Annotated in this window: 27 protein-coding genes and 1 tRNA gene; 15 read left to right on the forward strand and 13 right to left on the reverse strand. The window is 60.4% G+C overall.

Annotated features, from left to right (window positions below):
- Window position 1: 1 nt before the first annotated feature.
- From ACIPO9_RS01785 to ACIPO9_RS01800, 4 genes are all read right to left on the reverse strand, one after another.
- Window positions 2–1465 (reverse strand): aldehyde dehydrogenase family protein, encoded by a 1464-nt coding sequence (locus ACIPO9_RS01785; protein ID WP_274132588.1) that lies wholly within the window; start codon window positions 1463–1465, stop codon window positions 2–4.
- An 82-nt stretch (window positions 1466–1547) separates the two neighbouring features.
- Window positions 1548–2567 carry a hydroxyquinol 1,2-dioxygenase gene (locus tag ACIPO9_RS01790; protein ID WP_274132589.1) on the reverse strand — a complete coding sequence of 340 codons (1020 nt, stop codon included), beginning with the start codon at window positions 2565–2567 and terminating at the stop codon, window positions 1548–1550.
- A 46-nt stretch (window positions 2568–2613) separates the two neighbouring features.
- Window positions 2614–3108, reverse strand: a complete 495-nt coding sequence (locus tag ACIPO9_RS01795; RefSeq protein ID WP_274132590.1) for a hydroxyquinol 1,2-dioxygenase — start codon at window positions 3106–3108, stop codon at window positions 2614–2616.
- Between the two features lie 126 nt (window positions 3109–3234).
- Window positions 3235–4164 carry a LysR family transcriptional regulator gene (locus tag ACIPO9_RS01800; protein WP_274132591.1) on the reverse strand — a complete coding sequence of 310 codons (930 nt, stop codon included), beginning with the start codon at window positions 4162–4164 and terminating at the stop codon, window positions 3235–3237.
- A gap of 345 nt (window positions 4165–4509) precedes the next feature.
- Here ACIPO9_RS01800 and ACIPO9_RS01805 point away from each other — a divergent pair, with 345 nt between their 5' ends.
- The 3 genes from ACIPO9_RS01805 (at window position 4510) to ACIPO9_RS01815 (ending at window position 6008) form a co-directional block, all read left to right on the forward strand.
- Window positions 4510–5211: a pirin family protein gene (locus tag ACIPO9_RS01805; protein WP_274132592.1), complete on the forward strand. Its 702-nt coding sequence runs from the start codon at window positions 4510–4512 to the stop codon at window positions 5209–5211.
- A 205-nt stretch (window positions 5212–5416) separates the two neighbouring features.
- Window positions 5417–5716, forward strand: coding sequence for a type II toxin-antitoxin system RelB/DinJ family antitoxin (locus tag ACIPO9_RS01810; RefSeq protein ID WP_274132593.1), 300 nt, complete (start codon window positions 5417–5419; stop codon window positions 5714–5716).
- Window positions 5673–6008 (forward strand): type II toxin-antitoxin system YafQ family toxin, encoded by a 336-nt coding sequence (locus tag ACIPO9_RS01815; RefSeq protein WP_274132594.1) that lies wholly within the window; start codon window positions 5673–5675, stop codon window positions 6006–6008. Before ACIPO9_RS01810 ends, ACIPO9_RS01815 begins: the two co-directional genes overlap by 44 nt.
- 74 nt (window positions 6009–6082) lie before the next feature.
- Here the strand turns inward: ACIPO9_RS01815 and ACIPO9_RS01820 are convergent.
- A tRNA-Ser gene (locus ACIPO9_RS01820) sits at window positions 6083–6170 on the reverse strand.
- A 122-nt stretch (window positions 6171–6292) separates the two neighbouring features.
- Here ACIPO9_RS01820 and ACIPO9_RS01825 point away from each other — a divergent pair.
- The 7 genes from ACIPO9_RS01825 to ACIPO9_RS01855 all read left to right on the forward strand — a co-directional run bounded on the left by ACIPO9_RS01825 (window position 6293) and on the right by ACIPO9_RS01855 (window position 10568).
- Window positions 6293–6967, forward strand: coding sequence for a Bax inhibitor-1/YccA family protein (locus ACIPO9_RS01825; RefSeq protein WP_166594835.1), 675 nt, complete (start codon window positions 6293–6295; stop codon window positions 6965–6967).
- Window positions 6968–7083: 116 nt separating this feature from the next.
- A complete protein-coding gene (tusD, locus tag ACIPO9_RS01830; protein WP_400778546.1) occupies window positions 7084–7476 on the forward strand; it encodes a sulfurtransferase complex subunit TusD in 393 nt (130 codons plus the stop codon).
- Window position 7477: 1 nt separating this feature from the next.
- Complete coding sequence (tusC, locus tag ACIPO9_RS01835; RefSeq protein ID WP_274132635.1) at window positions 7478–7840, forward strand: sulfurtransferase complex subunit TusC; 363 nt, start codon at window positions 7478–7480, stop codon at window positions 7838–7840.
- Entirely contained in the window at window positions 7840–8139 is a 300-nt protein-coding gene (gene tusB, locus ACIPO9_RS01840) for a sulfurtransferase complex subunit TusB (protein ID WP_400778548.1), read from the forward strand. The genes tusC and tusB overlap by 1 nt, the downstream gene beginning before the upstream one ends.
- Window positions 8136–8471, forward strand: a complete 336-nt coding sequence (locus ACIPO9_RS01845) for a TusE/DsrC/DsvC family sulfur relay protein (RefSeq protein WP_274132637.1) — start codon at window positions 8136–8138, stop codon at window positions 8469–8471. The genes tusB and ACIPO9_RS01845 overlap by 4 nt, the downstream gene beginning before the upstream one ends.
- Window positions 8468–9469, forward strand: coding sequence for a glycosyl transferase family protein (locus tag ACIPO9_RS01850; protein WP_400778551.1), 1002 nt, complete (start codon window positions 8468–8470; stop codon window positions 9467–9469). Before ACIPO9_RS01845 ends, ACIPO9_RS01850 begins: the two co-directional genes overlap by 4 nt.
- A 97-nt stretch (window positions 9470–9566) precedes the next feature.
- Window positions 9567–10568, forward strand: coding sequence for a glutathione S-transferase family protein (locus ACIPO9_RS01855; protein WP_400778554.1), 1002 nt, complete (start codon window positions 9567–9569; stop codon window positions 10566–10568).
- Between the two features lie 88 nt (window positions 10569–10656).
- Here ACIPO9_RS01855 and cysG read toward each other — a convergent pair whose 3' ends face one another.
- The 6 genes from cysG to ACIPO9_RS01885 all read right to left on the reverse strand — a co-directional run bounded on the left by cysG (window position 10657) and on the right by ACIPO9_RS01885 (window position 18184).
- A complete protein-coding gene (cysG, locus tag ACIPO9_RS01860; RefSeq protein WP_400603931.1) occupies window positions 10657–12051 on the reverse strand; it encodes a siroheme synthase CysG in 1395 nt (464 codons plus the stop codon).
- Window positions 12052–13332, reverse strand: coding sequence for a serine--tRNA ligase (gene serS, locus ACIPO9_RS01865; RefSeq protein WP_274135603.1), 1281 nt, complete (start codon window positions 13330–13332; stop codon window positions 12052–12054). It abuts the gene before it with no gap.
- 31 nt (window positions 13333–13363) lie between these two features.
- Complete coding sequence (gene crcB / locus ACIPO9_RS01870; RefSeq protein ID WP_400603933.1) at window positions 13364–13738, reverse strand: fluoride efflux transporter CrcB; 375 nt, start codon at window positions 13736–13738, stop codon at window positions 13364–13366.
- On the reverse strand, window positions 13738–15060 hold the full coding sequence (locus ACIPO9_RS01875) for a replication-associated recombination protein A (RefSeq protein ID WP_400778557.1): 1323 nt from the start codon (window positions 15058–15060) through the stop codon (window positions 13738–13740). Before ACIPO9_RS01875 ends, crcB begins: the two co-directional genes overlap by 1 nt.
- Before the next feature lie 18 nt (window positions 15061–15078).
- Window positions 15079–15702, reverse strand: coding sequence for an outer membrane lipoprotein chaperone LolA (gene lolA, locus ACIPO9_RS01880; RefSeq protein ID WP_274135609.1), 624 nt, complete (start codon window positions 15700–15702; stop codon window positions 15079–15081).
- A 76-nt stretch (window positions 15703–15778) separates the two neighbouring features.
- On the reverse strand, window positions 15779–18184 hold the full coding sequence (locus ACIPO9_RS01885) for a DNA translocase FtsK (protein ID WP_274135611.1): 2406 nt from the start codon (window positions 18182–18184) through the stop codon (window positions 15779–15781).
- Between the two features lie 446 nt (window positions 18185–18630).
- Between ACIPO9_RS01885 and aat the strand changes: the two genes are divergently transcribed.
- The 3 genes from aat (at window position 18631) to infA (ending at window position 20395) form a co-directional block, all read left to right on the forward strand.
- Window positions 18631–19320, forward strand: coding sequence for a leucyl/phenylalanyl-tRNA--protein transferase (gene aat, locus ACIPO9_RS01890; RefSeq protein WP_400778561.1), 690 nt, complete (start codon window positions 18631–18633; stop codon window positions 19318–19320).
- 47 nt (window positions 19321–19367) lie between these two features.
- Complete coding sequence (locus ACIPO9_RS01895; protein WP_274135615.1) at window positions 19368–20075, forward strand: arginyltransferase; 708 nt, start codon at window positions 19368–19370, stop codon at window positions 20073–20075.
- Window positions 20076–20176: 101 nt separating this feature from the next.
- On the forward strand, window positions 20177–20395 hold the full coding sequence (infA, locus tag ACIPO9_RS01900) for a translation initiation factor IF-1 (protein WP_002553999.1): 219 nt from the start codon (window positions 20177–20179) through the stop codon (window positions 20393–20395).
- 295 nt (window positions 20396–20690) lie between these two features.
- Here the strand turns inward: infA and clpA are convergent, their stop codons facing one another.
- Together clpA and clpS are read right to left on the reverse strand one after the other, a co-directional pair.
- The gene (gene clpA, locus ACIPO9_RS01905) at window positions 20691–22961 is read right to left on the reverse strand and encodes an ATP-dependent Clp protease ATP-binding subunit ClpA (protein ID WP_400603941.1); all 2271 of its coding nucleotides are present in this window, start codon (window positions 22959–22961) and stop codon (window positions 20691–20693) included.
- Window positions 22962–22990: 29 nt separating this feature from the next.
- The gene (gene clpS, locus ACIPO9_RS01910) at window positions 22991–23353 is read right to left on the reverse strand and encodes an ATP-dependent Clp protease adapter ClpS (protein ID WP_274135619.1); all 363 of its coding nucleotides are present in this window, start codon (window positions 23351–23353) and stop codon (window positions 22991–22993) included.
- A 222-nt stretch (window positions 23354–23575) separates the two neighbouring features.
- Here clpS and cspD point away from each other — a divergent pair, with 222 nt between their 5' ends.
- Complete coding sequence (gene cspD / locus ACIPO9_RS01915; RefSeq protein ID WP_274135621.1) at window positions 23576–23845, forward strand: cold shock domain-containing protein CspD; 270 nt, start codon at window positions 23576–23578, stop codon at window positions 23843–23845.
- Between the two features lie 568 nt (window positions 23846–24413).
- Window positions 24414–26639 (forward strand): NADP-dependent isocitrate dehydrogenase, encoded by a 2226-nt coding sequence (locus tag ACIPO9_RS01920; RefSeq protein ID WP_274135622.1) that lies wholly within the window; start codon window positions 24414–24416, stop codon window positions 26637–26639.
- The last annotated feature ends 187 nt before the right edge of the window (window positions 26640–26826 follow it).

Below are 26826 nucleotides of genomic sequence, written 5' to 3' on the forward strand. Positions count from 1 at the left end.
CTCAGCGTTTGAAATGAGCGGGAATGGTGGCGTCGACGTTGACCCACACCGAGCGCGCCTCGGTGTAGTCATGCATCGCTTCGAAGCCCATCTCACGGCCATACCCCGACCGCCCTACACCGCCGAACGGGCTGCCTGGACTGACGCGCTTGTAGCAGTTGATCCAGCACATCCCGGCGTGGATCGAATCGGCCATCTTGTGGGCCCGCGCAAGGTTCTGCGTCCACAGACCGCTGCCCAGGCCGTACTCCGTCGAGTTGGCAATCGCCAGCGCTTCTTCGTCGGTTTCAAACCGCAGCACCGTCACGAACGGCCCGAACACTTCTTCCTGGGAGACACGGTCCCCGGGCGCCGCCTCGACCACGGTCGGTTCGACATAAAACCCGCTCGCCAATGCAGGATCGGCAGGCGCCTTGCCACCGGTAAGAACACGGCCGCCCTGCTCGCGGCAGATGTCCACGTACGCCAGCACGCGGTCACGGTGCAGGGCCGAAGTCAGCGGGCCCATTTCGGTGTCCGGGTTCATCGGGTCGCCCAGGCGAATCGACCGCGCCAGGGTGATGAAACGCTCCAGGAACGCGTCAGCGATGTCCTTGTGCAGGATCAGACGCGAACCTGCGATACAGGCCTGGCCCTGATTGTGAAAGATGGCCCAGGCCGCGCCATTGACCGCCGCGTCGAGGTTGGCGTCGGCGAACACGATGTTCGCGCCCTTGCCTCCCAGTTCCAGTTGAACACGCTTGAGGTTGCCTTGGGACGCCTCGACAACGCGGCGACCGGTCGCAGTGGACCCGGTGAAGGCGATCTTGCCGACATCCGGATGCTCGGCCAGACGCTGACCGGCAGTGTGGCCGTAACCGGGCACGATGTTGACCACGCCGTCTGGAAAGCCGACTTCTTTCATCAGCTCGGCGATGCGCAGGGTCGACAACGGGGTGATTTCAGAAGGCTTGAGCACCACGGTATTGCCGGCAGCCAGTGCCGGGCCCATCTTCCAGCTGGTGAACATCAGCGGAAAGTTCCACGGCACGATCTGCCCGACCACGCCCACGGGCTTTCGCTGCACGTAGTTGAGAAAGCCTGGATCGACAGGAATGACCGAGCCTTCGACCTTGTCGGCCATGCCGCCGAAGTAACGGAAACAGGCAGCCGTGCGTGGCACATCGAGCCCGCGCGAGTCGCGGATCGGGTGACCGGTGTCGAGGGATTCAAGTTGCGCCAGCTCTTCGGCGCACTCTTCGATCTTGTCGGCAAGTTTCAGCAACAACCGCCCACGCTGCGCTGCCCCCATCGCCGCCCAGGCCGGAAACGCCCGCTTGGCGGCATCCACCGCCAGGTCAACGTCCACCGCCTCAGCCGCGGCGATCCTGGTAATGAGCGAGCCATCGTGCGGTGAAACCACATCGATCGTGCCGCCGTCCACGGCGTCCACGAATCGACCATCGATAAACAGCTGGTTGTGCATGGTGCATTCCTCGCGCCGCATGACCTGCACGGCGCTTGCAACTGACTGGAAACGGGCCTGACCCGGTCAGGCCCAACAAGGCTTAGAACTCGATCGGGTACGGCGTGAGTTCACCGCTCTCGTAGCGCTCTGGCAGGTTGGGCGTGGCGTTTTCCCAGACCATCAACATCGAGCGTTTGGTCGAGTAACCCTGGTGGCGGATATCGGCCGGCATGGCGCAGATGTCACCAGGACGCATGGTGATGCGCGCACGCGGATTGCCCTCGTCCTTGTCGGCGACGTCCCAGACGATGTCATCGGACATTTGCAGGAACCACTCGACCCGATCGTTACCGTGGAACACCGGCAGCATGAATTCTTCGGTGGTCGGGCAGAACAGGCTGGCCTTGCAGACCGAAGTCACGGAAGGGTTCCAGGTCACGTCGGAGCGCGACAAGTACTTGAACAGGCTGAAGGCATGCAACTGGCCTTCGAAACCTTCAGCCGTGTGAATCTGCGGCTCATCCTGACTGACATCGGCGAAGTGACGGTTGATGTCCAGATCGTTGCGCAGCGGCGAATCATCCGGCATGCCAGGCATGCGTTTGGTGGCGATGCGGAAACGCTCGATGGCTTCGAGGTTTTCACCGTTCTTGCGCCCGAAGGCGGTGCCGGTTTCCTGTGGCGCGGCGAACGGGTCGAAGGTGCAGTTCACCCAGTCGCGCAGCATGGCCTTGAACGTCGCCATGATCAGCGGAGTTTCGAAGTTCTCGGTGTAGTTGACCCCGGCCTCTTTCAACACGCCGTTGAAGGTACCGGCGTACAGATCGACCCTGCCGTAGTAGTTGCGGGTACCGATGACGTTGTCGAAGTTGACCCAACCATAGAAAAAGCCCCAGGCCACGTCACGCATCAGCGCACGCAGAAAGATGTCGGCCGGGATCAGGTGCGAACGGGTTTCGCCCTTGGCGGGCCAGGTGATGCGGGCGAAATACTCATCGCGCGACAGTTCGAAAGCACCGAGCCGGTAGGAGCGATACCCGGTGACCGGATGGGGTGCGCTTGCGCTGACTTCGTCGTCAGCGAACGATGGTGCCTCAACGGCGGTTTCCAGCATGGCCATGGAAAATTCCTCTTGTTCTGGGTAGGGATGAGTGGCGATCAACGAATCACTTGAGGCAGATGTCTGCCCATTTCTCGACCGACAGCGGACCTTTGATGGTCTGCTGCAACAGCACACCCGGGCGGCTGGATTCAAAGCGGTACGCGGTGCCGGCAGGCAGCAGGCACTGATGGCCGCGTTTGAGCAGCACGTATCCCATGGGCTTGCCGACCGGCACTTCACCCGCCAGGCGAGTGCCCTCGCCGTCCACCTGAGGCGTATCCAGCTTGAGGAAGTCGACGCGCACTTCACCGTCCATCACGATGGCGAATTCGTCATGAGCGGCGGTGAACCAGGGCGACTGACCTTCAGCGCGCAGGGTTTCGATCACATAGCCAAGGTTCAGGCCCACCACGACTTTCTGGTAGGGAGGGGATTTTTCAGCCACTTCGAAGATGTTCGAAAATGCATAGTGGCGGGCTTCACCACTGATAATTTCCACCGACCCTTTGGTGTAGTTTTCCAGCGAGCCGAAGACCGTCTTGATTGCAGCAGTACTCATCGCGTTCACCGCACTTGTTGTTATTGAGGTGAAGCCACGGTACGGCGATGACTGACCGGGAACAATTACGCAGGGGCCGACAACAGTGTTTGCGAAACGCGAACACTGTTCGCCGACGAGCCTGGTTCAAACAATCCAGCCGCGCTCCAGCAACGGTCGATCCCAACTGGGTTCATCAGCAAAATGCTCGACCAGAAACTCAATGAGGGTGCGCACTTTCAGGGCCCGTCGCTGAGTGGCCGGGAACACGGCGGAGAAGTTGAACGAAGACAGGTGGTACTCGGGCAGTACGGGAATAAGTCGCCCCGCCAGCAGGTCATCGCTGGCCACCAGCGTCGGCAGGCAAACAATGCACACGCCCGTCTCGGCATAATCACGCAACAAGTGGACCGAGTTGGAACGCATATGCCCCGGCAGGCTGAGATTCAATTGTTCGCCCTCGTGAGTGAACACCCAGCGGTTGCGCGAGGGGTAACCTGCGTACATCGCGATCTTGTGGTTCAGTAAATCGTCGGGATGGCGAGGCACACCAAATTCGGCGGCATATTGCGGGGACATGCAGAACAACCGGCGAACGGAAAACAGCTTGCGCTCGATCAGGGTTTCACTCAGCGGCGGAAACATCTGGAAGGCGACATCGAAGCCTTCCTCGATGGGATCGACCACCCGGTCATTGACCACCACATCGATCTCGATATCGGGGTACAGGCGGTTGAACTCGGCCATCATCCGGCCAAAGTGCCCGATGGCAAAGCCTGGAAGCATCTGGATCCGCAACTTTCCGGTGGGCTTGGCGCGCAGCTCGCGCATGTGCTCGGTCAGTGAGTTGAAGTTGGCGACCATGTCCGAGCATTCCTTGTAATAGGTCTCCCCGACGTCGGACAGGCGCACATGTCGCGTGCTGCGATGAAACAGCGGTGCATTGATGAACTGTTCCAACTGCTGAATGCGATGTGAAATAACCGAGCGGGTCACGCCCAATTGCAATGCAGCCTTCGCGAAATTGCCGGTCTCGGCAACCCGCACAAAGGCTTCGACACTGAGTAAACGATCCATGGGAGGGTCCTGGATTTATCTTATTGTTCTCAAAGAATGAGGGTAAACCGCAGCCGGCCTGATTAGCCATAGCGACAAAGGTCCCATGTAACAGGGGATGATGCAGGGAGCGTCGTTAAACCTGTCCTCTATCAATATCGCGAACCTGGTGTTTGTACTTTGCAAACCTCCCTGCACTTTGCGCCACGTCACGCCAATGCCGCGCATTTACTAAGTCATGATCCTTCTGATCAATTAATTAGATAACTTCGTTCGAATTATTTGGCTTTTCCGGTGAGTTCGGGCCGATGTTCATTAGCGGACCGATGAGCCTGAGCTCGTTCGAATACCCTCGGAGGCCGGAACATGATTGAACTACGTCCGTTTAGAAAGTTGGGTGGCGGGAACCACGGATGGCTGGATACGCGACACCATTTCTCATTCGCCGACTATCAGGATCCCAAGCGCATGAACTGGGGGCGGATGAGAGTCTGGAACGATGACACCATCGCTCCGCAAACAGGCTTTGCCCCTCACTCACACCAGGAGATGGAAATCATCACCTATGTCCGCCAGGGCGCGATTACCCATCAGGACAGCCTTGGCAACAGCGGGCGCACCGCCGCAGGCGACGTCCAGGTCATGAGCGCCGGCACCGGCATCCAGCACAGCGAATACAACTTCGAAAGCGAAGACACGAAAATCTTCCAGATCTGGATCTTTCCGGACCTCAAGGGCCTGCCGCCAAGCTGGGGCGTGCGGCCTTTCCCCAAGCAACCCTCCAGGGGCAAATTCGAAACACTGGCCAGCGGCTTCGATGAAGACCACGACGCCCTGCGCATCCGCGCCGAAGCCCGCCTGGCCGCTGCAACGCTGGATCGAGGCGGCCACGCCGAATACACGCTGGACATCGCGCGCAAGGTCTACCTGGTGGTGGCGTCAGGGCAGATCGAAGTCAACGGTGTGACCGTGGGTCCTGGGGACGGAGCGGCCGTACAGAACGAATCGGTGCTCAGATTCCTTGCCCATCGACGCAGCGAGATCGTGCTGGTGGATGTGGCGGGCTGATCCCTGCGGGGAGACGTTCAGGGCATCTTGAGGCACTGGCGCTGGCGACTCGACCTCCTGCACGCGGCACCACCTCATGAAATGTCCTGAATGAGTCCTTCACACAAAAAATTTTTTGACTGTGTTGCAGTACCTGCACCAGAAGCGAATAATTGGCCTCATTACGTAGCCACAATGTAGCTACATTCTGAATACAGGTGAGACCATGGCCGCATTACTCAAGAACACCGACGTGCGTTGCCGCATCGACGAAGAACTCAAGCTCCAGGTGACCGCAGTGCTGAGCGCTTGCGGACTGACGATCAGTGAAGCGATGCGGCTTTTTTTGCTTCAGGTCGTAGAAACCCAGGGATTGCCCTTCGAAGTACGCGCCCCCTCGGAAAAAACCGCCCGGGCTCTGGCCCAGGCGAGACAAATCCGCAGCCGCTTCGAATCAATGGACGAATTGTTAGAGGATCTGGATGGCAAAGAAGCCCCCGAAGCAGGCGCAAAACGAATCCCCTGATCCTAAACGGGCAGCGTTGCCGCGACGTGTCGACTACACGGCAGAATTCGGGAAGTCATGGGAACGGCACAATCGCGCCGGTCGAAGTGACATGAAGGCGATGCGCGAAGTGATGACAATGATCTGGATGGGACAGCCACTGCCCCCTTCATACCGGGATCACGAACTTCGAGGAGAATGGGAAGGAACGCGGGAGTGTCATGTCGGTGGGGATTTTCTCCTCATCTACCAAGCCACCGAACGCGAAGTGGTCTTTGTTGACCTTGGCACTCATTCGGAGCTGTTCAGGTAGTCTGGCACCGCTCAGGACCACAAACCCCAGAAACGACAAAGCCCCGTAAAAACGGGGCTTTGCGGTACAAGATATGGCGGAGGCGCAGAGATTCGAACTCAGGGACCTGTTACAGTCGGCAGTTTTCAAGACTGCTGCCTTAAACCACTCGGCCACACCTCCATTGCGTTGCGGGCGCCATAATACCGTAATGAAACAAGCTGTCAAACTCTCTGGCTCGCGTGCCCCTGCGGCTCTGTTATGATCTTTGCAACGTGAGATTTCAAACCATCAGGAGTAGCGCCATGCGCGAACAGGATTACGCAGTCAACAACCGCGTGCAGGTCGAGCAGCTAGAGGTTAGCCGCGTCCTGCGCAACACATACGGCCTTCTGGCCCTGACCCTCGCCTTCAGCGGCATCATGGCGTTCGTCGCACAGCAGATGAACGTGCGCTACCCGAACGTCTTCGTGGTGCTGATCGGCTTCTACGGTCTGTTCTTCCTGACCAACAAGCTGCGCGATTCGGCCTGGGGCCTGGTGTCGGCGTTTGCGCTGACCGGCTTCATGGGTTTCATCCTCGGCCCGATCCTCAACCGCTACCTGGGCATGCAGGGCGGCGCTGAAATCGTTTCCTCGGCGTTCGCCATGACGGCGCTGGTGTTCGGTGGTCTGTCGGCCTACGTGCTGATTACCCGCAAGGACATGAGCTTCCTGGGCGGCTTTATCACCGCAGGCTTCTTCGTGCTGCTGGCGGCGGTGCTGGCGAGCATGTTCTTCCAGATCAGCGGTCTGCAACTGGCGATCAGCGCAGGTTTCGTGCTGTTCTCGTCGGTGTGCATCCTGTTCCAGACCAGCGCCATCATCCACGGCGGTGAGCGCAACTACATCATGGCCACCATCAGCCTGTATGTATCGATCTACAACCTGTTCATCAGCCTGTTGCAGATCTTCGGCATCATGGGCAGCAGCAAGGACTGACACTCTGCCAGCTTGAACAAAAAGCCCGCTTCGGCGGGCTTTTTGCTGTCTCGGGTTCGTGAATTCTTTATCATGGCGGCCATTGTTCCTCGCAACCTCCGCTGACAGAGCCGCTCATGAAGTTCGCCATCGCCCTGTATTCGCCCGCTCACGCGCCCTCCTCGCGCCGTGCCCTGCTGTTCGCCCAGGCTGCATTGGCCGCAGGACACCAGATTGTGCGGCTGTTCTTCTACCAGGACGGCGTGCACAGCGCGTCCTCTACGGTGGTCGCGCCCCAGGACGAACTCGATGTGCCAGCCCAGTGGCGTGAGTTCGTGACGAGCAATCAACTTGACGCTGTGGTGTGCATCGCAGCGGCCCTGCGCCGTGGCGTACTGAACGAAGAAGAAGCCCGGCGCTACTCGCGAACGGCGGCCAGTATCGCGGCGCCTTGGGAGCTGTCGGGGCTGGGTCAGTTGCACGACGGGGTGCAGGCCGCCGATCGCCTGATCTGCTTTGGAGGGCCTTGAGATGGCCAAGTCTTTGCTCATCATCAGCCGCCAAGCCCCGTGGTCCGGCCCCAGCGCTCGCGAAGCCCTGGATATTGCATTGGCAGGCGGCGCGTTCGATCTGCCGCTGGGCATGCTGTTCCTGGATGACGGCGTGTTGCAATTGCTGCCCTCGCAGAACGCCAAGGCCTTGCAACAGAAAGACCTGACCGCCAACCTGCAAGCACTGGAAATGTTCGGTGTCGAAGACCTGTTCGCCTGCGGCACCAGCCTTGCCGAACGCGGCATGTCGCCTGAGGCACTGAATGTCGAGCCGCTGAACGTCCTGCAGGATGATGAAATCGCCGCGCTCATTGACCGTTATGACCAGGTGATCACGATCTGATGTCGACCTTGCACGTGTTATCTCACTCCCCTTTTGCCGACTCGCGCCTGAACACTTGCCTGCGCGTGCTGGGCGGCGAAGATGCCATTCTGTTGTGCGGCGACGCGACCTACGCGCTGAACGCCTCCACGGCTGCGCGCCAGGCGCTGGACGCCCGGGCCGACAACCTGAAACTGTTCGTGCTCGATGAAGACGCCACTGCGCGCCACATCGAACTGCCCGACTGGGTGAAGGCTGTCGATTACCCGGGTTTCGTCGAACTGTCGGTGCACTATGACAAGGTCAACACCTGGCTATGAACGCACTCAACGTCAACGGGCGCAGCATCGCCCTGGACAAGGACGGCAACCTCGAACACCTCGACGACTGGTCTGCCGAGGTCGCCGAAGCGCTGGCGCGCGAGGTGGACATCACCCTGACGCCCGAACACTGGGAAGTGCTCGAGGTGCTGCGGGCGTTCTATGCCGAGTACCAGTTGTCCCCGGCCACTCGGCCGCTGGTCAAGTACACTGCCCTGAAGCTGGGCGCTGAAAAAGGCAACAGCCTGCACCTCAATCGCCTGTTCAACGGCACTCCCGCCAAACTTGCCGCCAAGCTGGCGGGCCTGCCAAAGCCGACCAATTGCCTATGACCGACTACGCCCCCCTCGTCCTGCAAACCCCTGCCGAGCATCCGTTCGCCGAATTCGTGCGCATCCTGGGCAAGGGCAAGCGCGGTGCGCGCAACATGACCCGCGAAGAAGCCCGCCAGGCCATGGGCATGGTGATCGATGGCAAGGTGGAGGACGCGCAACTTGGCGCCTTCCTGATGCTGCTGCGGCACAAGGAAGAAAGCGCCGAGGAGCTGGCCGGTTTTACCGAAGCGGTGCGCGAACGCCTGAATGCGCCGCAACTGGCGGTGGACATCGACTGGCCCACCTACGCCGGCAAGAAGCGTCATCTGCCGTGGTACCTGCTTGCCGCCAAATGCCTGTCGCAAAACGGCGTGAAGGTGCTGATGCACGGCGGTGGCGCACACACCGCAGGCCGCCTTTACAGCGAACAACTGCTGGAACTGCTGGGCATTCCGCTGTGCCGGGGCTGGCAGGCGGTGGACGATGCGCTGGCGCAGCACAACCTGGCCTTCATCCCGCTGGGTGACTGGGCGCCGCAACTGCAACGCATGATCGATCTGCGCAATACCCTGGGCCTGCGCTCGCCGATTCACTCCCTGGCGCGCATCCTCAACCCGCTAGGTGCCCGTTGCGGGCTGCAAAGCATCTTTCACCCTGGTTACCAGGCAGTGCACCGCGATGCCAGCACGCTGCTGGGGGATCACGCCATCGTTATCAAGGGCGACGGTGGGGAGGTCGAGATCAACCCGGACACCATCAGCCACCTCTATGGCACAACGGATGGCCAGGCCTGGGATGAGGAATGGCCTGCGTTGTCGGAGCGGCGCCATGTGAAACCGGCGACCCTCGATCCGCAGCAGCTGGTCGCGATCTGGAAAGGCGAAGCCGAAGACAGCTATCCGCAACTGGCGCTGATTTCCACCATCGCCCTGGCCTTGCGCGGCCTCGGAATGCCCCGGCCAGAAGCGTTCGAGCGCGCCGAGGCGTATTGGGCAAACCGGAACAGATCGATTTAGTCGATTATTACACCCCAGTCTTTGCGCTATTTCTTCGAACGATTCTCTTTAGACTGATCTCCAACGCACAACAGTGCACACACTTTTGGAGTCAGACATGGGCCTTCTCGTTGAAGGACGCTGGCAGGACCAGTGGTACGAAAGCAGCAAAGACGGGGCGTTTCAACGCGAACAGGCCAAGCGCCGCAACTGGGTCACCGCAGACGGCCGCCCTGGCCCGTCCGGCGAAGGTGGCTTCAAGGCCGAGGCCGGCCGCTATCACCTCTACGTTTCCCTGGCATGTCCGTGGGCCCATCGCACGCTGATCGTGCGCAAGCTCAAGGGCCTGGAAGACCTGATCGATGTGTCCGTGGTCAGTTGGCTGATGCGCGAACACGGCTGGACCTTCGACAAGAGCACCGGCTCCACCGGCGATGCGCTCGACGGCCACACCTACATGTATGAGCGCTATCTGGCCGACACCGCCGATTACACCGGCCGCGTGACCGTGCCCGTGCTGTGGGACAAGAAGCTGCAGCGCGTCGTTAGTAACGAGTCCTCGGAAATCATCCGGATGTTCAACTCGGCATTCAATGGCCTGACCGGCAACACCCTGGATCTTTACCCTGAAGCCCTGCGCCCTGAAATCGATCGTCTGAACGACCGCATCTATCCGGCGGTGAACAACGGTGTTTACCGTGCGGGTTTCGCCACGTCACAAGGTGCTTACGAGGAGGCTTTCGACGAAGTCTTCGCCGAACTCGACGCCTTGGAACAACTGCTGGGCGAGAAGCGCTACCTGGCAGGTGAATACCTGACCGAGGCTGATGTGCGCCTGTTCACCACACTGATTCGTTTCGACGCGGTGTACCACGGCCACTTCAAGTGCAACCTGCGCCGCATCGCCGACCACCCGAACCTGAGCAACTGGGTGCGCGAGATGTATCAGCTGCCGGGGGTTGCCGAGACGGTCGACTTCACGCATATCAAGCATCATTACTACGCTAGCCACGCCACCATCAACCCGACGGGTGTGGTGCCAAAGGGGCCGGAGCAGGATTTCAGCGGTGCGCATGACCGTGCGCGGATGAGCGGGAAAGGCATTTTGCAGAACGTGTGATCGGTGACGGCACCGTAGCAGCACGGCTTGCCGGCGGGGGCGACCTTAATGACGCCCCCGCCGGCAAGCCGTGCTGCTACGGGATCAACTACACGCTAGCCTGCGCCCCTTCGAACCACGCAAGTTTGTCCCGCAACGTCACCACTTCTCCGACGATCACCAGTGTCGGCGCATGAACCTCATGCTCCGCCACCAGTTGCGGCAGGTTCGCCAGGGTGCCGGTGAAGACGCGCTGGTTGGTCGTGGTGCCTTGCTGGATCAGCGCGGCAGGAGTATCGGCAGACCGGCCATGCCTGACCAGTTCGCTGCAGATGATCGGCAGCCCGATCAGGCCCATGTAGAACACCAGGGTCTGCGCCGGTGACACCAGGTCCTTCCACGGCAGGTCAGTGGTGTTGTTCTTCAAGTGCCCGGTCACGAAACGCACCGATTGCGCGTAATCGCGATGGGTCAGCGGAATCCCGGCGTAGGCTGCGCAGCCACTGGCGGCAGTGATGCCCGGCACGACCTGAAACGGAATACCGTTGGCCGCCAGTTCTTCGATTTCCTCGCCACCACGGCCAAAGATGAACGGATCGCCCCCTTTGAGCCGCACCACGCGCTTGCCTTGCTTGGCCAGGGCAACCAGTTGCTGGTTGATCTGATCCTGGGGCAATGCATGATCGGCGCGCTGCTTGCCGACGTAAATGCGGTCGGCATCGCGGCGACACAGTTCTAGAATCGCCGGCGCCACCAGGCGGTCATACAGCACCACGTCGGCTTGCTGCATCAGACGCAGCGCCTTGAAGGTCAGCAGATCCGGATCACCCGGCCCCGCGCCCACCAGATACACCTCGCCGGATGCGCTGGGCGCCTCGCCGTCGATCTTCGCCTGCAACAGACGCTCGGCTTCAGCGCCCTGCCCGGCCAGTTGCCGATCGGCGATGGGGCCCTGAAACACGTCCTCCCAAAATGCCCGGCGTTGCTGGACGTTCGGGAAGAGGTTCTTCACCTGATGACGAAAGCGGGCCGCCAGACCGGCCAGATGGCCATAGGTTGGCGGAATCCAGCTTTCCATCTTGGCCCGGATCAGGCGTGCCAGTACCGGCGCATCGCCGCCACTGGACACCGCGATCACCAGCGGCGAACGGTCGACGATAGCGGGGAAAATCACGCTGCACAGGGCCGGCGCGTCCACCACGTTGACCGGCACGCCGCGTTGGCGGGCATCGGCGGAAACCTGAGCATTGAGCGGTTCGTCATCGGTCGCGGCAATGATCAGCACGCACCCGTCCAGATCCGACTCGCTGTAGCCGCGCAGAATCTGTTCGCCACCGCTGCTGTCGATCAGCTCGCGCAGCTCTGTTCCGATCTGGGGTGCAACCACCCGCAGGACCGCACCGGCATCGGCCAGCAGGCGAGATTTGCGCAAGGCAATCTCGCCGCCGCCCACCACCAGCACGCGAGCGCCCCGCAGGTTGTGGAACAGTGGCAGAAATTCCATTTAGCCGATGACCTCGATGCCGCCCATCCACGGTTTCAGCACCTCTGGCACGCGGATCGAACCGTCGGCCTGCTGGTAGTTTTCCAGCACGGCCACCAGGGTACGACCCACCGCCAGGCCGGAACCGTTGAGGGTGTGCACCAGCTCGGGCTTGCCGGTTTCCGGGTTGCGCCAGCGCGCCTGCATGCGGCGGGCCTGGAAATCGCCGCAGTTGGAGCACGACGAGATTTCGCGGTATTTGTCCTGGCTTGGAATCCACACTTCCAGGTCGTAGGTCTTCACGGCGCTGAAGCCCATGTCGCCGGTGCACAGGGCCAGCACGCGATAGGGCAGTTCCAGCAGTTGCAGGACGCGTTCGGCGTTGCCGGTCAGGCTCTCCAGGGCTTCCATGGATTTTTCCGGCTCGACAATCTGCACCATCTCGACCTTGTCGAACTGGTGCTGACGGATCATGCCGCGGGTGTCACGACCCGACGCACCGGCTTCGGAACGGAAGCACGGGGTGTGGGCGACGAACTTGAGCGGCAGCTGTTTGGCGTCGAGGATTTCGCCGGAAACGATGTTGGTCAGCGACACTTCGGCCGTCGGGATCAGGTACAGATCGGCTTCGCCTTCGCGAGCGATCTTGAACAGATCCTCTTCGAACTTCGGCAACTGGCCAGTGCCCTGCAGCGCAGGCGCCTGAACCAGATAAGGCGTGTACGCCTCTTCGTAGCCATGCTCGTTGATGTGCAGGGTGATCATGAACTGCGCCAGGGCGCGGTGCAGACGGGCAATCGGGCCGCGCAGCAGGGCGAAACGGGCGCCGGACAGCTTGGCGGCGGTTTCGAAATCCAGCCAGCCGAACTTCTCGCCCAGGGCGACGTGGTCCTTGGCTTCGAAGTCGAACGAGGCAGGCGTGCCCCATTTGCGCACTTCGACGTTTTCTTCTTCGTCAGCGCCGACCGGCACCGACTCGTGCGGCAGGTTGGGCATGCTCAGCAGCATGGCGTCGAGTTCGGACTGAATGCCGTCCAGCTCTTTCTTGCCGGTGCTCAGCTCTTCGGCCATGCGATCGATGTCAGCCATCAGCGGCGCGATGTCTTCGCCGCGTTGCTTGGCCTGGCCGATGGACTTGGAACGGGCGTTACGCTCGGCCTGAAGCTGCTCAGTGCGGGTCTGCACGGTCTTGCGCTGGTTTTCCAGCGCTTCGATGCGGGCCACGTCCAGTGTGAAGCCACGGGAAGCCAGGCGATCCGCTACGTCCTGAAGCTGGGTACGTAACAGTTTGGAATCGAGCATATCGTTCTCTCGTCTAATGAATTCGGGTCTATTAAATGCGGGTCAGCGACAGACCTGCCCAGGTCGCCAGCAGCCCGCCGAACACGCTGATCGCCGCATAGCCTATGGCCAGTGGCGCCTGCCCGCTTTCCAGCAGGCGCAGCGTGTCCAGGGAAAAGGACGAAAATGTCGTCAGGCCTCCGACAAAACCGACGATCAGGCCGGCGCGGATTTCAATCGGCACCTCCGGACGCAACAGAAACCATCCGTACAGCAGGCCGATGATCAGGCAGCCCACCAGGTTGACGGCCAGCGTCGCCGTGTAGAAATGCCGGGGCCAGTTGGCCGATACCCAGGTACCCGCCGCGAAACGCAATAATGTACCAGCGATGCCAGCAATCGACACCGCAAGAATCGTCTGAATCACTATTTTCTCCGCTGACGGGGGCTGGCGCGATCAAGTGCCGCCAGATGTTTGAGCTTTTCGCCGATTTTCAGCTCCAGGCCACGGGGCACGGGCTGGTAATACTGCCGGGGTTCGAGCTCGTCGGGGAAGTAGTCTTCCCCGGCCGCGTAGGCGTCCGGCTCGTCGTGGGCATAGCGGTATTCCTCGCCATAGCCCAGTTGTTTCATCAGTTTGGTCGGTGCGTTGCGCAGGTGCAGCGGCACTTCCAGCGAGCCGTGCTCGGTGGCCTCGCGCATGGCCATCTTGAAGCCCATGTACACCGCGTTGCTCTTGGGCGCGCAGGCCAGGTAGACGATGGCCTGGGCCACTGCCAGCTCACCTTCGGGGCTGCCCAGGCGCTCCTGCACGTCCCAGGCGGACATGCACAGCGGCAGCGCCCGAGGGTCGGCGTTGCCGATGTCTTCACTGGCCATGCGCACCACACGCCGCGCCAGGTACAACGGATCACAGCCGCCGTCGATCATCCGGGCGAACCAGTACAGCGCCGCATCAGGATTCGAGCCGCGAATGGATTTGTGCAGCGCGGAAATCTGGTCGTAGAACGCCTCACCGCCCTTGTCGAAGCGACGGCGGCTGTCGCCCAGCAGGCTCTGCAGGAGCTCGGGCTCGATTTCGCTGCCGTCTTCGGCCAGATCAGAAGCGTTTTCCAGCAGGTTGAGCATCCGCCGGCCATCGCCGTCGGCTGCGGCCAGCAGGGTCTTGAACGCTTCATCGCCCAGGCTCAGGTGGCGCTTGCCCAGCCCGCGCTCTTCGGTGAGGGCGCGGTCGACGAGTTGCCGCAGCGCTGCTTCGTCGAGGCTCTTGAGCACATAGACGCGGGCGCGGGAAAGCAAGGCGTTGTTGAGTTCGAACGACGGGTTTTCAGTGGTCGCGCCGATGAAGATCAGCGTGCCGTCTTCGACGTACGGCAGAAACGCATCCTGCTGCGACTTGTTGAAACGGTGCACCTCGTCGACGAACAGAATCGTGCGACGGCCGTATTGACCCGCCTGCTGCTTGGCCACTTCGACGGCTTGGCGAATTTCCTTGACCCCGGCCAGCACCGCCGAAACGGTTTCGAAGTGCGCGTCGGAAACCTTGGCCAGCAGCCGCGCCAGGGTGGTCTTGCCCACCCCCGGCGGGCCCCAGAAGATCATCGAGTGCAGCGCGCCCTGCTCCAGCGCCTCGCGCAGGGGCTTGCCGTGGGCGAGCAAGTGCTGCTGACCGACATACTCATCCAGGTTGGTGGCCCGCAGGCGGGCGGCCAGAGGCTGGGCTATCGGCTCACTGCTGAACAGGTCCATATACGACGGTGCAGCCTCTTATTCCTGAATGACGTCAGCGCCTTTCGGGATCTGGAACTGGAATTTGCTCGCCGGAACAGGCTCGTTGGCCTTGATGCCGGTGAACAGGATGTTGGTGCGCTGGCCCACGCTGTCGATCAGCTGCATGTCGTTGATCACGCCATTGCGGAACGACAGGCGCATGTTGTCGAACAGGGTGTCCTTGGACTTGGGCTTGAGGGTGAAATCGATCACACCACCGGCCTCCTTGGCCGAGATGTCGAAGCTCTCGCTGATCTTCGAGACATCGCCGGACAGCAACAGGGCCGGGGTCTGGGTCAGGCGCTGGTCGAGGGTCTTGATGGTGGCCTGTTCCAGGTCCGGGTCCCACAGGGTGACCTTCTTGCCGTCGGACACCATGGTCTGTTCCTGTGGCGCGTCGGTGTGCCAGTAGAACAGCCCCGGACGCTGGAGGGTCATGTCGCCCTCGGTCTGTTGCATCTGGGTGCCACTGCCGTCGAGGGAAATCTGGGAAAACCGGCCGCTCAGGGTCTTGGAGTTTTCCAGCAACTGGGTCAGGCGCGCCACGTCCTTGCTGTCGGCGTGTGCGGGAATTGCGGAAACAGCCAGTGCAGATAGCAACAACATGCGGATAAGACGCATGGGAGTCCTCTTTGAATTCAATTAACGCTGAATGGCGCCCTAAGGCGCCACTCAGTCACTTGTGACAACCGCAGTGTCAGTCACGCATGGGGGCTGGTGCAATCACTTCCCGCGAGCCGTTGGTGTTCATCGGGGTGACGACACCGGCCATCTCCATGGATTCGATCATGCGGGCTGCGCGGTTGTAGCCAATCTTGAGCTTGCGCTGCACTGCGGAGATCGACGCCCTACGGCTTTCCAGGACGAAATTGACCGCTTCGTCGTAAAGCGCATCGGTTTCGCTGTCGTCGCCGTCACCGCCGCCACCACCGCCTTCGAAACCGCTGCCGGCCTCCTCGACGCCATTGAGGATGTCGTCGTTGTATTGCGGGGTGCCGCGCAGTTTCCAGGCTTCGACCACACGGTGCACTTCGTCGTCGGAGACGAACGCGCCGTGAACCCGGATCGGCAGGCTGGTGCCTGGCGGCATGTAGAGCATGTCACCGTGGCCCAGCAACTGCTCGGCGCCGCCCTGGTCGATGATGGTCCGCGAGTCGATCTTGCTCGACACCTGGAACGCCATGCGGGTCGGGATGTTGGCCTTGATCAGACCGGTAATGACGTCAACCGAAGGACGCTGGGTCGCGAGGATCAGGTGGATACCTGCCGCACGGGCCTTCTGCGCGATACGGGCGATCAGCTCTTCGACCTTCTTGCCGACGATCATCATCATGTCGGCGAATTCGTCCACCACCACCACGATGGTCGGCAGCTTGGTCAACAGCGGCGCTTCGTCGTGGATGCTTTCGCGGTGGTACAGCGGGTCCGAAATCGGCGTACCGGCGTCTTCGGCTTCCTTGATCTTGTGGTTGAAGCCCGACAGGTTACGCACGCCCATCTTGGCCATCAGCTTGTAGCGGCGCTCCATCTCGGCCACCGACCAGCGCAGGGCGTTGGCGGCGTCCTTCATGTCGGTCACCACCGGGCACAGCAGGTGCGGGATGCCTTCGTAGATCGACAACTCGAGCATTTTCGGGTCGATCATGATGAGCTTGGCGTCTTCGGGGCCGGACTTGAACAGGATCGACAGGATCATCGCGTTCACGCCCACCGACTTACCGGAACCGGTGGTACCCGCCACCAGCAGGTGCGGCATCTTGGCAAGGTCGGTGATGATCGGCTTGCCGCCGATGTCGTGACCCAGGGCCAGGGTGACCGGCGACTTGAAGTTGTCGTATTCCGGGGTCGAGAGCACCTCGGAGAAGCGCACGATCTGGCGATCCTCGTTGGGAATCTCGATACCGACGGTGGTCTTGCCGGGAATCACCTCGACCACACGCACGCTGGTCACCGCCAGGGAACGGGCCAGGTCCTTGGCCAGGTTGGCGATGCGGCTGACCTTGACGCCTGCCGCCGGCTGGATTTCGTAACGGGTGATGACCGGACCCGGATGGATCGAATCCACCGAGACTTCGACGCCGAATTCCTTGAGCTTGATCTCCAGCAGATGCCCAACGGCCGCCAGCGATTCGGGCGAATAGTTGAGCTGCTTCTTTTCGGCAGGATCGAGGATCGAGATCGGTGGCAGCGTGCCTTCGACGGCGCTGTCGACGAACAGCGGCACCTGTTTCTCTTTCTGTACGCGCTGGCTCGGCTCCGGCGGACGGGCCGGCGCCGGGGCGATCACCGCAGGCACGTGCTTCTCGCGGGCGGTCATGTGCTCGGCCAGGGCCTGTTCGCGCTCGATGATGCGCTCCTTGGCCTTGACCTGCTCGCGACGGTCCGGCACCACCGGTGCCACGACTTCATCGACGCGCATGTCCACTTCCCGCAACTGGGCCACCATCTGCTTGCGCTCGTTGCGCTCGGTCCACCAGCGGTTGATCGAGCCCTGGAAGAGTTCGAACAGGTCCAGGGTGATCTTGCCCGTGGTGTCCATGACCTTGAACCACGACAGGTCCGTGAACACCGTCAAGCCGAACAGGAACAGCGCGATGAACAGCAAGGTGCTGCCCTGCACGTTCAGTGCACGCTTGGCCAGATCCCCGAGGACCTCGCCCAGCACGCCGCCCGCCGAGCCCGGCAGGCCCGAGGCCGAATGGAAATGGATGTGCGCAAGGGCCGCGCCCGCGAGGATCAGGAACACCAGCCCGATCATGCGCCACGAGAACAGCCAGCCGCTCCATTGCCACGGTTCATGACGCTGGCGGAACACCTGCCAGGCCTTGACCCCGAGCAGCAGCGGGAAGATATAGGCGAAATAGCCCAGCACCATGAACAGGATGTCGGCACAGAACGCGCCTGCGCGGCCTGCGGCGTTCTGCACCTGGGCGGAGCTGCTGGTGTGGCTCCAGCCCGGATCGCCCTGGTCGTAGGTCAACAGGGCCATGATCAGGTACAGGCACAGGAAGCCGAATGCGATCAGCGCACCTTCCTTGAGCCGGTAGTGCAAGTGCTGCCGCCAGAGCGGAACGGGGCTGGGTGCTGCGGTGGATTTCTTCAAAACGCTTCAATTCCTGCGCGTCAGCGCGAACATCTCGTGGTTGACTATGTGCCGCTGCATTGACGAAATAGTACAGACCGTTTCCTGCCCCTGGCGATGCGAAGACAAATGTGATCGCGCGCACGGCAGGTGATTTGAAATGTGGTTAAACAATATCGGGCATTGTCCGGATTTGCACGCCACGCTAGTCTGGCGTGGACCTTGCAGATCTTCAAGCTTGGCCTGTGACAGACGATTTGAGCATGCATTTTCTTTGCTGACAAAGGTTTATGACTGTTTTTTATTACAGCACGCAAGTGTCCAATGGCCATGCTTCTCTCAATCACGGCAAACCGGTGTGACGCCTTTGCCAAGCAAGCCCGGTCAATCGCCTGTGACCGCGTTTACTCCCCGGAGTTGCACCACGGGTTTACCTCTCCCCTCCCCTCTCGGATAGTCTGGACGCCATGCTGACCTGGTTAAATCGCGACACGCTCGAGTTTCCCCCTCTGGAAAAGGCCCTGCGCGATCCCAATGGATTGCTCGCCGGCGGCGGCGACCTGTCACCCGAACGCCTGGTCAGCGCCTACCGTCACGGCTGCTTTCCCTTCTTCATGCCGGGCCAGCCGATTCTCTGGTGGTCGCCCGATCCGCGCACGGTGCTGTTTCCCGAGGAGCTGCACGTATCGCGCAGCCTGGCCAAGCTGATGCGCCAACAGTATTACAAGGTGACCTTCGACCAGGATTTCCCTGCCGTCATCCGCGGCTGTGCAGGGCCGCGCGAGGATGTCCACGACACCTGGATCAGCAGCTCCATGCAGGCAGCCTATATAGAGCTGCACGCCCGGGGCCATGCGCACAGCGTCGAGGTCTGGGAGGACGGCAAACTGGTGGGCGGCCTGTACGGCCTTGCCATGGGTCGGCTGTTTTTCGGAGAATCGATGTTCAGCCGGGCCGACAACGCCTCCAAAGTCGGCTTCGCCACGCTGGTCGAGCGCCTGAAGGCGTGGGGCTTTGTCATGATCGACTGTCAGATGCCGACCAACCACCTCCACAGCCTGGGCGCCCGGGAGATTTCCCGTCACACCTTCGCCGACTACCTCAGCAAATACCTCGATCAACACAATTCGGCCGACTGGTTACCTAGGCGAGTTTGACCGCGCTGGCATACACTCTTAGCTAAAGCTTTTCTCGAGGGTTGATCATGACCGAGCTGGCGCGGCTTAAGTTTTATGCCACTCAACCCCACTCCTGCAGCTACCTGCCCGAAGAACAAGCCACCACGCTGTTCCTCGATCCCAGCCAGCCGATGGACGTGCAGGTCTACGCCGACCTTTCAGACATGGGGTTTCGTCGCAGTGGCGACCATCTTTACCGTCCGCATTGCCAGAATTGCAGTGCGTGCGTGCCTGCTCGTATTCCGGTAGGACTCTTCACGCCCGATCGTCAGCAAAAGCGTATCTTCAAGAAAAACGCCGACATCGAGGTCACCAGCACCAAGCCGCACTTCAGCGAAGAATATTTCGACCTCTATCAGCGCTACATCGAGCAGCGCCATGCCGACGGCGACATGTTCCCGCCCAGTCGCGATCAGTTTTCGACCTTTCTGGTGCGTGACCTGCCTTTTTCGCGCTTTTACGAGTTTCGCGCAGAGGGCCGCCTGCTGGCTGTCGCGGTGACCGACCTGCTGCCCAACGGGCTGTCGGCTGTCTATACGTTCTACGAGCCATCGGAGGAACGTCGCAGCCTGGGGCGCTATGCGATTCTGTGGCAGATCGCCGAGGCCGCCCGTATGCAACTGCACGCGGTGTACCTGGGTTACTGGATCAAGAACTGCAAAAAGATGAACTACAAGACGCAATATCGCCCCATAGAGCTGCTCACCAATCAAAGATGGGTCACTCTTTACTGAATCCCTTGGCTTGAAGCGCACTTTTCGGGCACAATGCAGCCCGCTTTTGCCTGGCTGCCGTTTGCACCGGGCCATTCATTGGATACCGAGGGCTTTACTGCATGTCGAAAGAAGACAGCTTCGAAATGGAAGGCACTGTCGTCGACACCCTGCCCAACACCATGTTCCGTGTGGAGTTGGAAAATGGGCACGTCGTTACCGCGCACATCTCCGGCAAGATGCGCAAGAACTACATTCGTATTCTGACCGGCGACAAGGTCCGCGTTGAACTGACGCCGTACGACCTGAGCAAAGGGCGCATCACCTACCGCGCCCGTTAACAGGTCCTGACAAAAACGCCCGGCTTATGACCGGGCGTTTTTGTTTGTGCATAGTTGAACCCACACCCCTGTAGGAGCGCGCTTGCCCGCGACGGCGATCTCAAGACCGCACCCGCCGGCAAGCCATGCTGCTACGGGATGGTGGTGTGTCAGATAATGGTGCATTTCGGATAGACCGCCTTCGCGGGCAAGCGCGCTCCTACAATGACAGTGGCGTTCACGCCATTGCGAGGTAGCGGGCCATAAATGCAAAAAGGCGCCAACCGGCGCCTTTTTGCTGTGTTGCAACGAAACGTCAGGCCATTTCCACCGTGGTTTCGTACTCGAACGTGATCTCGCCGTCCTTGTAGTCGATGTGTACCACACCGCCATGCTCGGACAACTCGCCGAAGAGGATTTCCTCGGCCAGCGGACGCTTGATCTTGTCCTGGATCAGACGCGCCATCGGACGTGCACCCATCGCGGCATCGTAACCGCCTTCAGCCAGGTAGCTGCGTGCGGCGTCAGTCACCTCAAGCAGCACACGCTTGTCTTCCAGTTGCGCCTGAAGTTCGGTAAGGAACTTGTCCACCACGCTCTTGATGACCTCATGGCTGAGGCGACCAAACTGAATGATGGTGTCCAGGCGGTTGCGGAATTCCGGCGTGAAGCTCTTCTTGATGACTTCCATCGCATCGGACGAGTGGTCCTGATGGGTGAAGCCGATCGAAGCACGCGCCGCGGTTTCAGCACCTGCGTTTGTGGTCATGATCACGATCACGTTGCGGAAGTCCGCTTTGCGACCGTTGTTGTCGGTCAAGGTCCCGTGGTCCATGACCTGCAACAGCAGGTTGAAGACTTCCGGGTGAGCCTTTTCGATCTCATCGAGCAACAGCACGCAGTGCGGCTGCTTGGTGATGGCTTCGGTCAACAGACCGCCCTGATCGAACCCGACATAACCTGGAGGCGCACCGATCAGACGCGAAACGGTGTGACGCTCCATGTACTCGGACATGTCGAAACGCACAAGCTCGATACCCAAAGCCTTGGCCAACTGACGCGCCGCCTCGGTCTTGCCGACACCGGTCGGGCCTGCGAACAGGAACGAACCGACAGGCTTGTCAGGTGATTTCAGGCCCGCACGGGACAGTTTGATCGCCGTGGACAGCGAATCGATCGCCGCATCCTGACCGAACACGGTCAGCTTCAGGTCACGCTCGAGGTTACGCAACAGTTCCTTGTCGGAGCTGTTGACGTGTTTAGGCGGAATTCGCGCGATTTTCGCGACAATGTCTTCGACCTGAGGCACGTCGATGCGCTTGACCCGCGACTCCACCGGCTGCAGACGCTGGTAGGCGCCCGCCTCGTCGATGACGTCGATGGCCTTGTCCGGCATGTGACGGTCATTGATGTAGCGCGAAGCCAGCTCGGCCGCTGCGCGCAGGGCCTCGTCGCTGTATTCGATGTTGTGGTGCTGTTCGAAACGACCCTTCAGGCCACGCAGAATGCCGATGGTGTCTTCAACCGAAGGCTCGGACACGTCGACTTTCTGGAAGCGACGGGCCAGCGCACGGTCTTTCTCGAAGATGCCGCGGAATTCCTGGAACGTGGTCGAACCGATGCAGCGGATATCACCCGAAGACAACAGCGGCTTGAGCAGGTTGGAGGCATCCATCACCCCGCCCGACGCAGCACCGGCACCAATGATGGTGTGGATTTCGTCGATGAACAGGATGGCGTGCGGGCGTTTTTTCAGTTCGCCCAGCAGCGCCTTGAAGCGCTTCTCGAAGTCGCCACGGTATTTGGTACCGGCCAGCAGCGCGCCCAGATCCAGCGAGTAGACGACGCTGTTGGCCAGCAGATCAGGCACCTGGCTGTCGACGATGCGCTTGGCCAGGCCTTCGGCGATGGCGGTTTTACCGACACCGGCCTCACCGACCAGCAACGGGTTGTTCTTGCGACGGCGGGCGAGAATCTGAGCGACACGCTCGACTTCCAGCTCGCGGCCGACCAGAGGATCGATGCGACCCTGACGGGCCAGTTCATTCAGGTTGCTGGCATAGGCATCCAGAGGATTGCCTGAAGAAGAAGACTCGCCGCCCTCATCGTCCTGCATATCTTGCTCACCTTCAGAGTGTTCGCCATGCCCCGGCACCTTGGAGATACCGTGGGCGATATAGTTGACGACATCGATGCGGGCAACGCTCTGCTGTTTCAGCAGAAACACCGCCTGACTTTCCTGCTCGCTGAAAATCGCCACCAGCACGTTGGCGCCAGTGACTTCACGCTTACCGGAGCTCTGCACATGGAACACGGCACGCTGCAGCACACGCTGGAAGCCCAGGGTTGGCTGGGTCTCGCGATCTTCGTCGTGGACAGGGATCAGTGGCGTGGTGGAGTCGATGAACTCCTGAAGGTCGTGTTTGAGTTTGTCGAGGTTTGCGCCGCAGGCACGCAGAACAGTGGCGGCAGCCTCATTGTCCAATAGGGCTAGCAGCAGGTGCTCCACGGTCATGAATTCATGACGTTTGGAGCGAGCCTCCTTGAAAGCCAAATTGAGGGTGACTTCGAGCTCACGGTTTAACATAGCTTCACCTCTTACCCAAGTGTCCGGCGTTAACCGTCCTTCTCGATCTCACAGAGTAGCGGATGCTGGCTTTCCCTGGCGTATTGGTTGACCTGCATGGCCTTGGTCTCGGCGATGTCGCGGGTAAACAATCCGCACACTGCCCGTCCCTCTGTATGGACGGCCAGCATGACCTTGGTCGCCAGCTCACGATTCAGGTTGAAAAACACCTCCAGTACTTCGACAACGAAATCCATCGGGGTGTAGTCATCGTTGAACAAAACCACCTTGTACATCGGTGGGACCTGCAGGGTCGGCTTGGCCTCCTGTACCGCGACACCTTCCGCGCCATCCTCGTGGGAGTGCGGATCATCCTGATTGAATGTTAGTCGAATCTCGCTGATTGCATGCATGGTAAAGAAGGATCGCTGGGGACGAAATTAAATAGATTGGTCTTGATCATGCTCGCTATCGATTGGACCGCCACATGACCTTGACTAACGGCTAAACGGTGTTACAAACAATAGAACCCACATTGGGTAAAAAGGGTCCGCGCAGTCAACCAAAATTTTTTAGGTCCGGCGGATGAGAGGTGATGATACTCCCATCGGAGTCCTTTGCAGAGGGATGTGACTATGCTAAGCGGTAAGGTCAAGTGGTTTAACAACGCCAAGGGGTATGGCTTCATCGTTGAAGACGGCAAGTCCGAGGACCTGTTTGCGCACTACTCGGCGATCGAAATGGACGGATACAAGACCCTCAAGGCAGGTCAGCCGGTTCAATTCGAAATCATCCAGGGCCCCAAGGGGATGCACGCAGTCAAGATCAGCGGGCAACCTTCGGCCACTAAAGAGCACGCTCATCAACAAAACACGCATCACGAACACAGCAAAGATCACGCCTGAGCCGGACCGTTCATGCGCGAGACCTGAAAAGGCCGGTCATCCCACCCAGGATTGACCGGTTTTTTTTCGCACCTGCCGGGCGACAAAGACACTAGATTGGCCCGGCAGCCGCACTCCCCCACCTGCAAGGCTCCTCCTTTAGTCGAAAATCGACCGCTGGACCACCCGCCGTTTTTTGCCCCCGCCAGCCTGCGACAGCTTGCCGCAGGGCGCGTAGTTCGCGGGTTCCAGCTTTTCAGAGGTTTTGCCCTCGCCAATTTGTCGCGCAAAGGTGCGTGCGATCAACGCACAGCCTTCACACTACTATCGTAGTAATGGCCGGGACCGGTGATATACTTCGCGCCGGTGACCATTGGGTCATTGGGGGCCGAGCCATCTGAAACGAGACTTTCAGCCCTCGACAGGCTGGACTCTTACCGGAGTTCAACCGCTTGACGCTCGACTGATGCACCCCATATCACGCGACGAAATTCTCGACTTTCGGCTCATTGATATCTGGGCGAAAGTGCCTACCCTGCGCATCTCGAAATTTTGTGTACGCTCAGCAAAGAAGAGAGTATTCCCAAAAATGTCCAACCGCTCGAAGATCATCTACACCTTCACCGACGAAGCTCCTGCCCTCGCCACCTACTCACTCCTGCCGATCATCGAAGCATTCACCTCCTCGGCCGACATCACCGTCGAAACCCGCGACATTTCTCTGGCAGCCCGCATCCTGGCCGGCTTCCCCGAGCAACTGGGCGCCAAGAAGGTTTCCGATGACCTGGCCGAGCTGGGCGAACTGGCAACCACGCCGGAAGCCAACATCATCAAGCTGCCGAACATCAGCGCCTCGGTTCCGCAACTGAAGGCCGCGATCAAGGAGCTGCAAGCCAAGGGCTACGACGTCCCGGACTACCCGGATGAAGTCGTCACCGAGGCCGACAAGGCCGCCCGTGCCGCTTATGACAAGGTAAAAGGCAGCGCCGTGAACCCGGTCCTGCGTGAAGGCAACTCTGATCGCCGCGCACCGCTTTCGGTCAAGAACTACGCTCGCAAGCACCCGCACAAGATGGGCGCCTGGGCAGCGGACTCCAAGTCCCACGTTGCCCACATGGACAGCGGCGACTTCTACGGCAGCGAAAAATCCTCGCTGATCGAAGCCGCAGGCTCGGTCAAGATCGAACTGATCGCCAAAGACGGCAGCACCACCGTGCTGAAAGACAAGACGTCGGTACTGGCCGGTGAAGTGATCGATTGCGCGGTCATGAGCAAGAAAGCCCTGCGCGCTTTCGTGGCCAAAGAGATCGAAGACGCCAAGAAACTGGGCGTCCTGTTCTCCGTGCACCTGAAAGCCACCATGATGAAGGTCTCCGACCCGATCATGTTCGGCGAATTCGTTGCCGAGTATTACCAGGCCGCGCTGAGCAAGCACGCTGAAGTCCTGAAGGAAATCGGCTTCAACCTGCACAACGGCATCGGCGACCTGTACGCCCGCATCAAGGATCTGCCAGCCGACCAGCAGGCGCAGATCGAAGCGGACGTCAAAGCTGTCTACGCGACCCGCCCTGCACTGGCGATGGTCAACTCCGACAAGGGCATCACCAACCTGCACGTGCCGAGCGACGTCATCGTCGACGCCTCGATGCCGGCGATGATCCGTGACTCGGGCAAGATGTGGAACAACGACGGCGTCCTGCAGGACACCAAGGCCGTGATCCCGGATCGCTGCTACGCCACCATCTACCAGGCTGTCATCGAAGACTGCAAGAAGCACGGCGCCTTCGATCCGACCACCATGGGCAGCGTACCGAACGTTGGCCTGATGGCGCAGAAAGCCGAAGAGTACGGCTCGCACAACAAGACCTTCCAGATCGAAACCGACGGCGTCGTTCGCGTGACTGACGACAAAGGCCAGGTCCTGATGGAACAGAACGTCGAAGCCGGCGACATCTGGCGCATGTGCCAGACCAAGGACGCGCCGATCCAGGATTGGGTCAAGCTGGCGGTCAACCGCTCGCGCCTGAGCAATACCCCGGCCATCTTCTGGCTGGACCCGAAACGCGCCCACGACGCGGTGATGATCAAGAAGGTCGAGAAGTACCTGAAGGATCACGACACCACCGGCCTGGACATCACCATCAAGTCGCCAGTTGACGCAATGAAGGTTTCCCTGGAGCGCATCCGCGCTGGCAAGGACACCATCTCGGTCACCGGTAACGTGCTGCGTGACTACCTGACCGACCTGTTCCCGATCATGGAACTGGGCACGAGCGCCAAGATGCTGTCGATCGTTCCGCTGATGAATGGCGGCGGTCTGTTCGAAACCGGCGCTGGCGGTTCGGCTCCGAAACACGTTCAGCAGCTCAACGAAGAGAACTTCCTGCGCTGGGACTCGCTGGGCGAATTCCTGGCACTGGCCGCTTCTCTGGAGCACCTGGGCAACGTCTACAACAACCCTAAAGCTCTGGTACTTGCCACTGCCCTGGACAAGGCCACCGGCCAGTTCCTGGACAACAACAAGTCGCCATCGCGCAAGGTTGGCGGTATCGACAACCGTGGCAGCCACTTCTACCTGGCGACCTATTGGGCTCAGGCCCTGGCCGCCCAGACCGAAGATAAAGAGCTGCAAGCCAAGTTCACCCAGCTGGCCAAGACCCTGACCGACAGCGAAGCGACCATCGTCGCCGAACTGAACGGCGTACAGGGCAAGCCTCTGGACATCGGCGGTTACTACTTCGCCACCCCGGAACTGGCCAGCAAAGCCATGCGTCCTAGCAAGACCCTGAACGACGCGATCGCTTCGCTGAAGTAAGGCTTGCCGGATCGGCGGGGTTATCCCGTCGAACGCTCATGAAAACCCCGGCCTCGTGCCGGGGTTTTCTATTTAGACGCCTTGATGCTTCTGTAGCAGCACGGCTTGCCGGCGGTGGCGTATTCAAGATCGCTAACGCCGGCAAGCCGGACTGCTACAGAAAAATCACGCGGACAGGAGATCTGCT

The sequence above is a fragment of the Pseudomonas sp. NPDC090203 genome (assembly GCF_044746765.1).
In the GTDB taxonomy this organism is placed as follows: Bacteria; Pseudomonadota; Gammaproteobacteria; order Pseudomonadales; family Pseudomonadaceae; genus Aquipseudomonas; species Aquipseudomonas putida_AD.

What these genes read in the sequence shown, in the direction of transcription:
- ACIPO9_RS01850 (WP_400778551.1), top strand. Translation starts at nt 8,468, where the DNA reads ATGACCGACTACGCCCCCCTCGTCCTGCAAACCCCTGCCGAGCATCCG.
- ACIPO9_RS01895 (WP_274135615.1), top strand. Translation starts at nt 19,368, where the DNA reads ATGACCGAGCTGGCGCGGCTTAAGTTTTATGCCACTCAACCCCACTCC.
- lolA (WP_274135609.1), bottom strand. Translation starts at nt 15,702, where the DNA reads ATGCGTCTTATCCGCATGTTGTTGCTATCTGCACTGGCTGTTTCCGCA.
- tusB (WP_400778548.1), top strand. Translation starts at nt 7,840, where the DNA reads ATGTCGACCTTGCACGTGTTATCTCACTCCCCTTTTGCCGACTCGCGC.
- ACIPO9_RS01855 (WP_400778554.1), top strand. Translation starts at nt 9,567, where the DNA reads ATGGGCCTTCTCGTTGAAGGACGCTGGCAGGACCAGTGGTACGAAAGC.
- ACIPO9_RS01790 (WP_274132589.1), bottom strand. Translation starts at nt 2,567, where the DNA reads ATGGCCATGCTGGAAACCGCCGTTGAGGCACCATCGTTCGCTGACGAC.
- cspD (WP_274135621.1), top strand. Translation starts at nt 23,576, where the DNA reads ATGCTAAGCGGTAAGGTCAAGTGGTTTAACAACGCCAAGGGGTATGGC.
- tusD (WP_400778546.1), top strand. Translation starts at nt 7,084, where the DNA reads ATGAAGTTCGCCATCGCCCTGTATTCGCCCGCTCACGCGCCCTCCTCG.
- tusC (WP_274132635.1), top strand. Translation starts at nt 7,478, where the DNA reads ATGGCCAAGTCTTTGCTCATCATCAGCCGCCAAGCCCCGTGGTCCGGC.
- infA (WP_002553999.1), top strand. Translation starts at nt 20,177, where the DNA reads ATGTCGAAAGAAGACAGCTTCGAAATGGAAGGCACTGTCGTCGACACC.
- ACIPO9_RS01815 (WP_274132594.1), top strand. Translation starts at nt 5,673, where the DNA reads ATGGCAAAGAAGCCCCCGAAGCAGGCGCAAAACGAATCCCCTGATCCT.
- aat (WP_400778561.1), top strand. Translation starts at nt 18,631, where the DNA reads ATGCTGACCTGGTTAAATCGCGACACGCTCGAGTTTCCCCCTCTGGAA.
- ACIPO9_RS01825 (WP_166594835.1), top strand. Translation starts at nt 6,293, where the DNA reads ATGCGCGAACAGGATTACGCAGTCAACAACCGCGTGCAGGTCGAGCAG.
- ACIPO9_RS01920 (WP_274135622.1), top strand. Translation starts at nt 24,414, where the DNA reads ATGTCCAACCGCTCGAAGATCATCTACACCTTCACCGACGAAGCTCCT.
- cysG (WP_400603931.1), bottom strand. Translation starts at nt 12,051, where the DNA reads ATGGAATTTCTGCCACTGTTCCACAACCTGCGGGGCGCTCGCGTGCTG.
- ACIPO9_RS01800 (WP_274132591.1), bottom strand. Translation starts at nt 4,164, where the DNA reads ATGGATCGTTTACTCAGTGTCGAAGCCTTTGTGCGGGTTGCCGAGACC.
- clpS (WP_274135619.1), bottom strand. Translation starts at nt 23,353, where the DNA reads ATGCATGCAATCAGCGAGATTCGACTAACATTCAATCAGGATGATCCG.
- serS (WP_274135603.1), bottom strand. Translation starts at nt 13,332, where the DNA reads ATGCTCGATTCCAAACTGTTACGTACCCAGCTTCAGGACGTAGCGGAT.
- clpA (WP_400603941.1), bottom strand. Translation starts at nt 22,961, where the DNA reads ATGTTAAACCGTGAGCTCGAAGTCACCCTCAATTTGGCTTTCAAGGAG.
- ACIPO9_RS01810 (WP_274132593.1), top strand. Translation starts at nt 5,417, where the DNA reads ATGGCCGCATTACTCAAGAACACCGACGTGCGTTGCCGCATCGACGAA.
- ACIPO9_RS01795 (WP_274132590.1), bottom strand. Translation starts at nt 3,108, where the DNA reads ATGAGTACTGCTGCAATCAAGACGGTCTTCGGCTCGCTGGAAAACTAC.
- ACIPO9_RS01805 (WP_274132592.1), top strand. Translation starts at nt 4,510, where the DNA reads ATGATTGAACTACGTCCGTTTAGAAAGTTGGGTGGCGGGAACCACGGA.
- ACIPO9_RS01785 (WP_274132588.1), bottom strand. Translation starts at nt 1,465, where the DNA reads ATGCACAACCAGCTGTTTATCGATGGTCGATTCGTGGACGCCGTGGAC.
- ACIPO9_RS01845 (WP_274132637.1), top strand. Translation starts at nt 8,136, where the DNA reads ATGAACGCACTCAACGTCAACGGGCGCAGCATCGCCCTGGACAAGGAC.
- ACIPO9_RS01875 (WP_400778557.1), bottom strand. Translation starts at nt 15,060, where the DNA reads ATGGACCTGTTCAGCAGTGAGCCGATAGCCCAGCCTCTGGCCGCCCGC.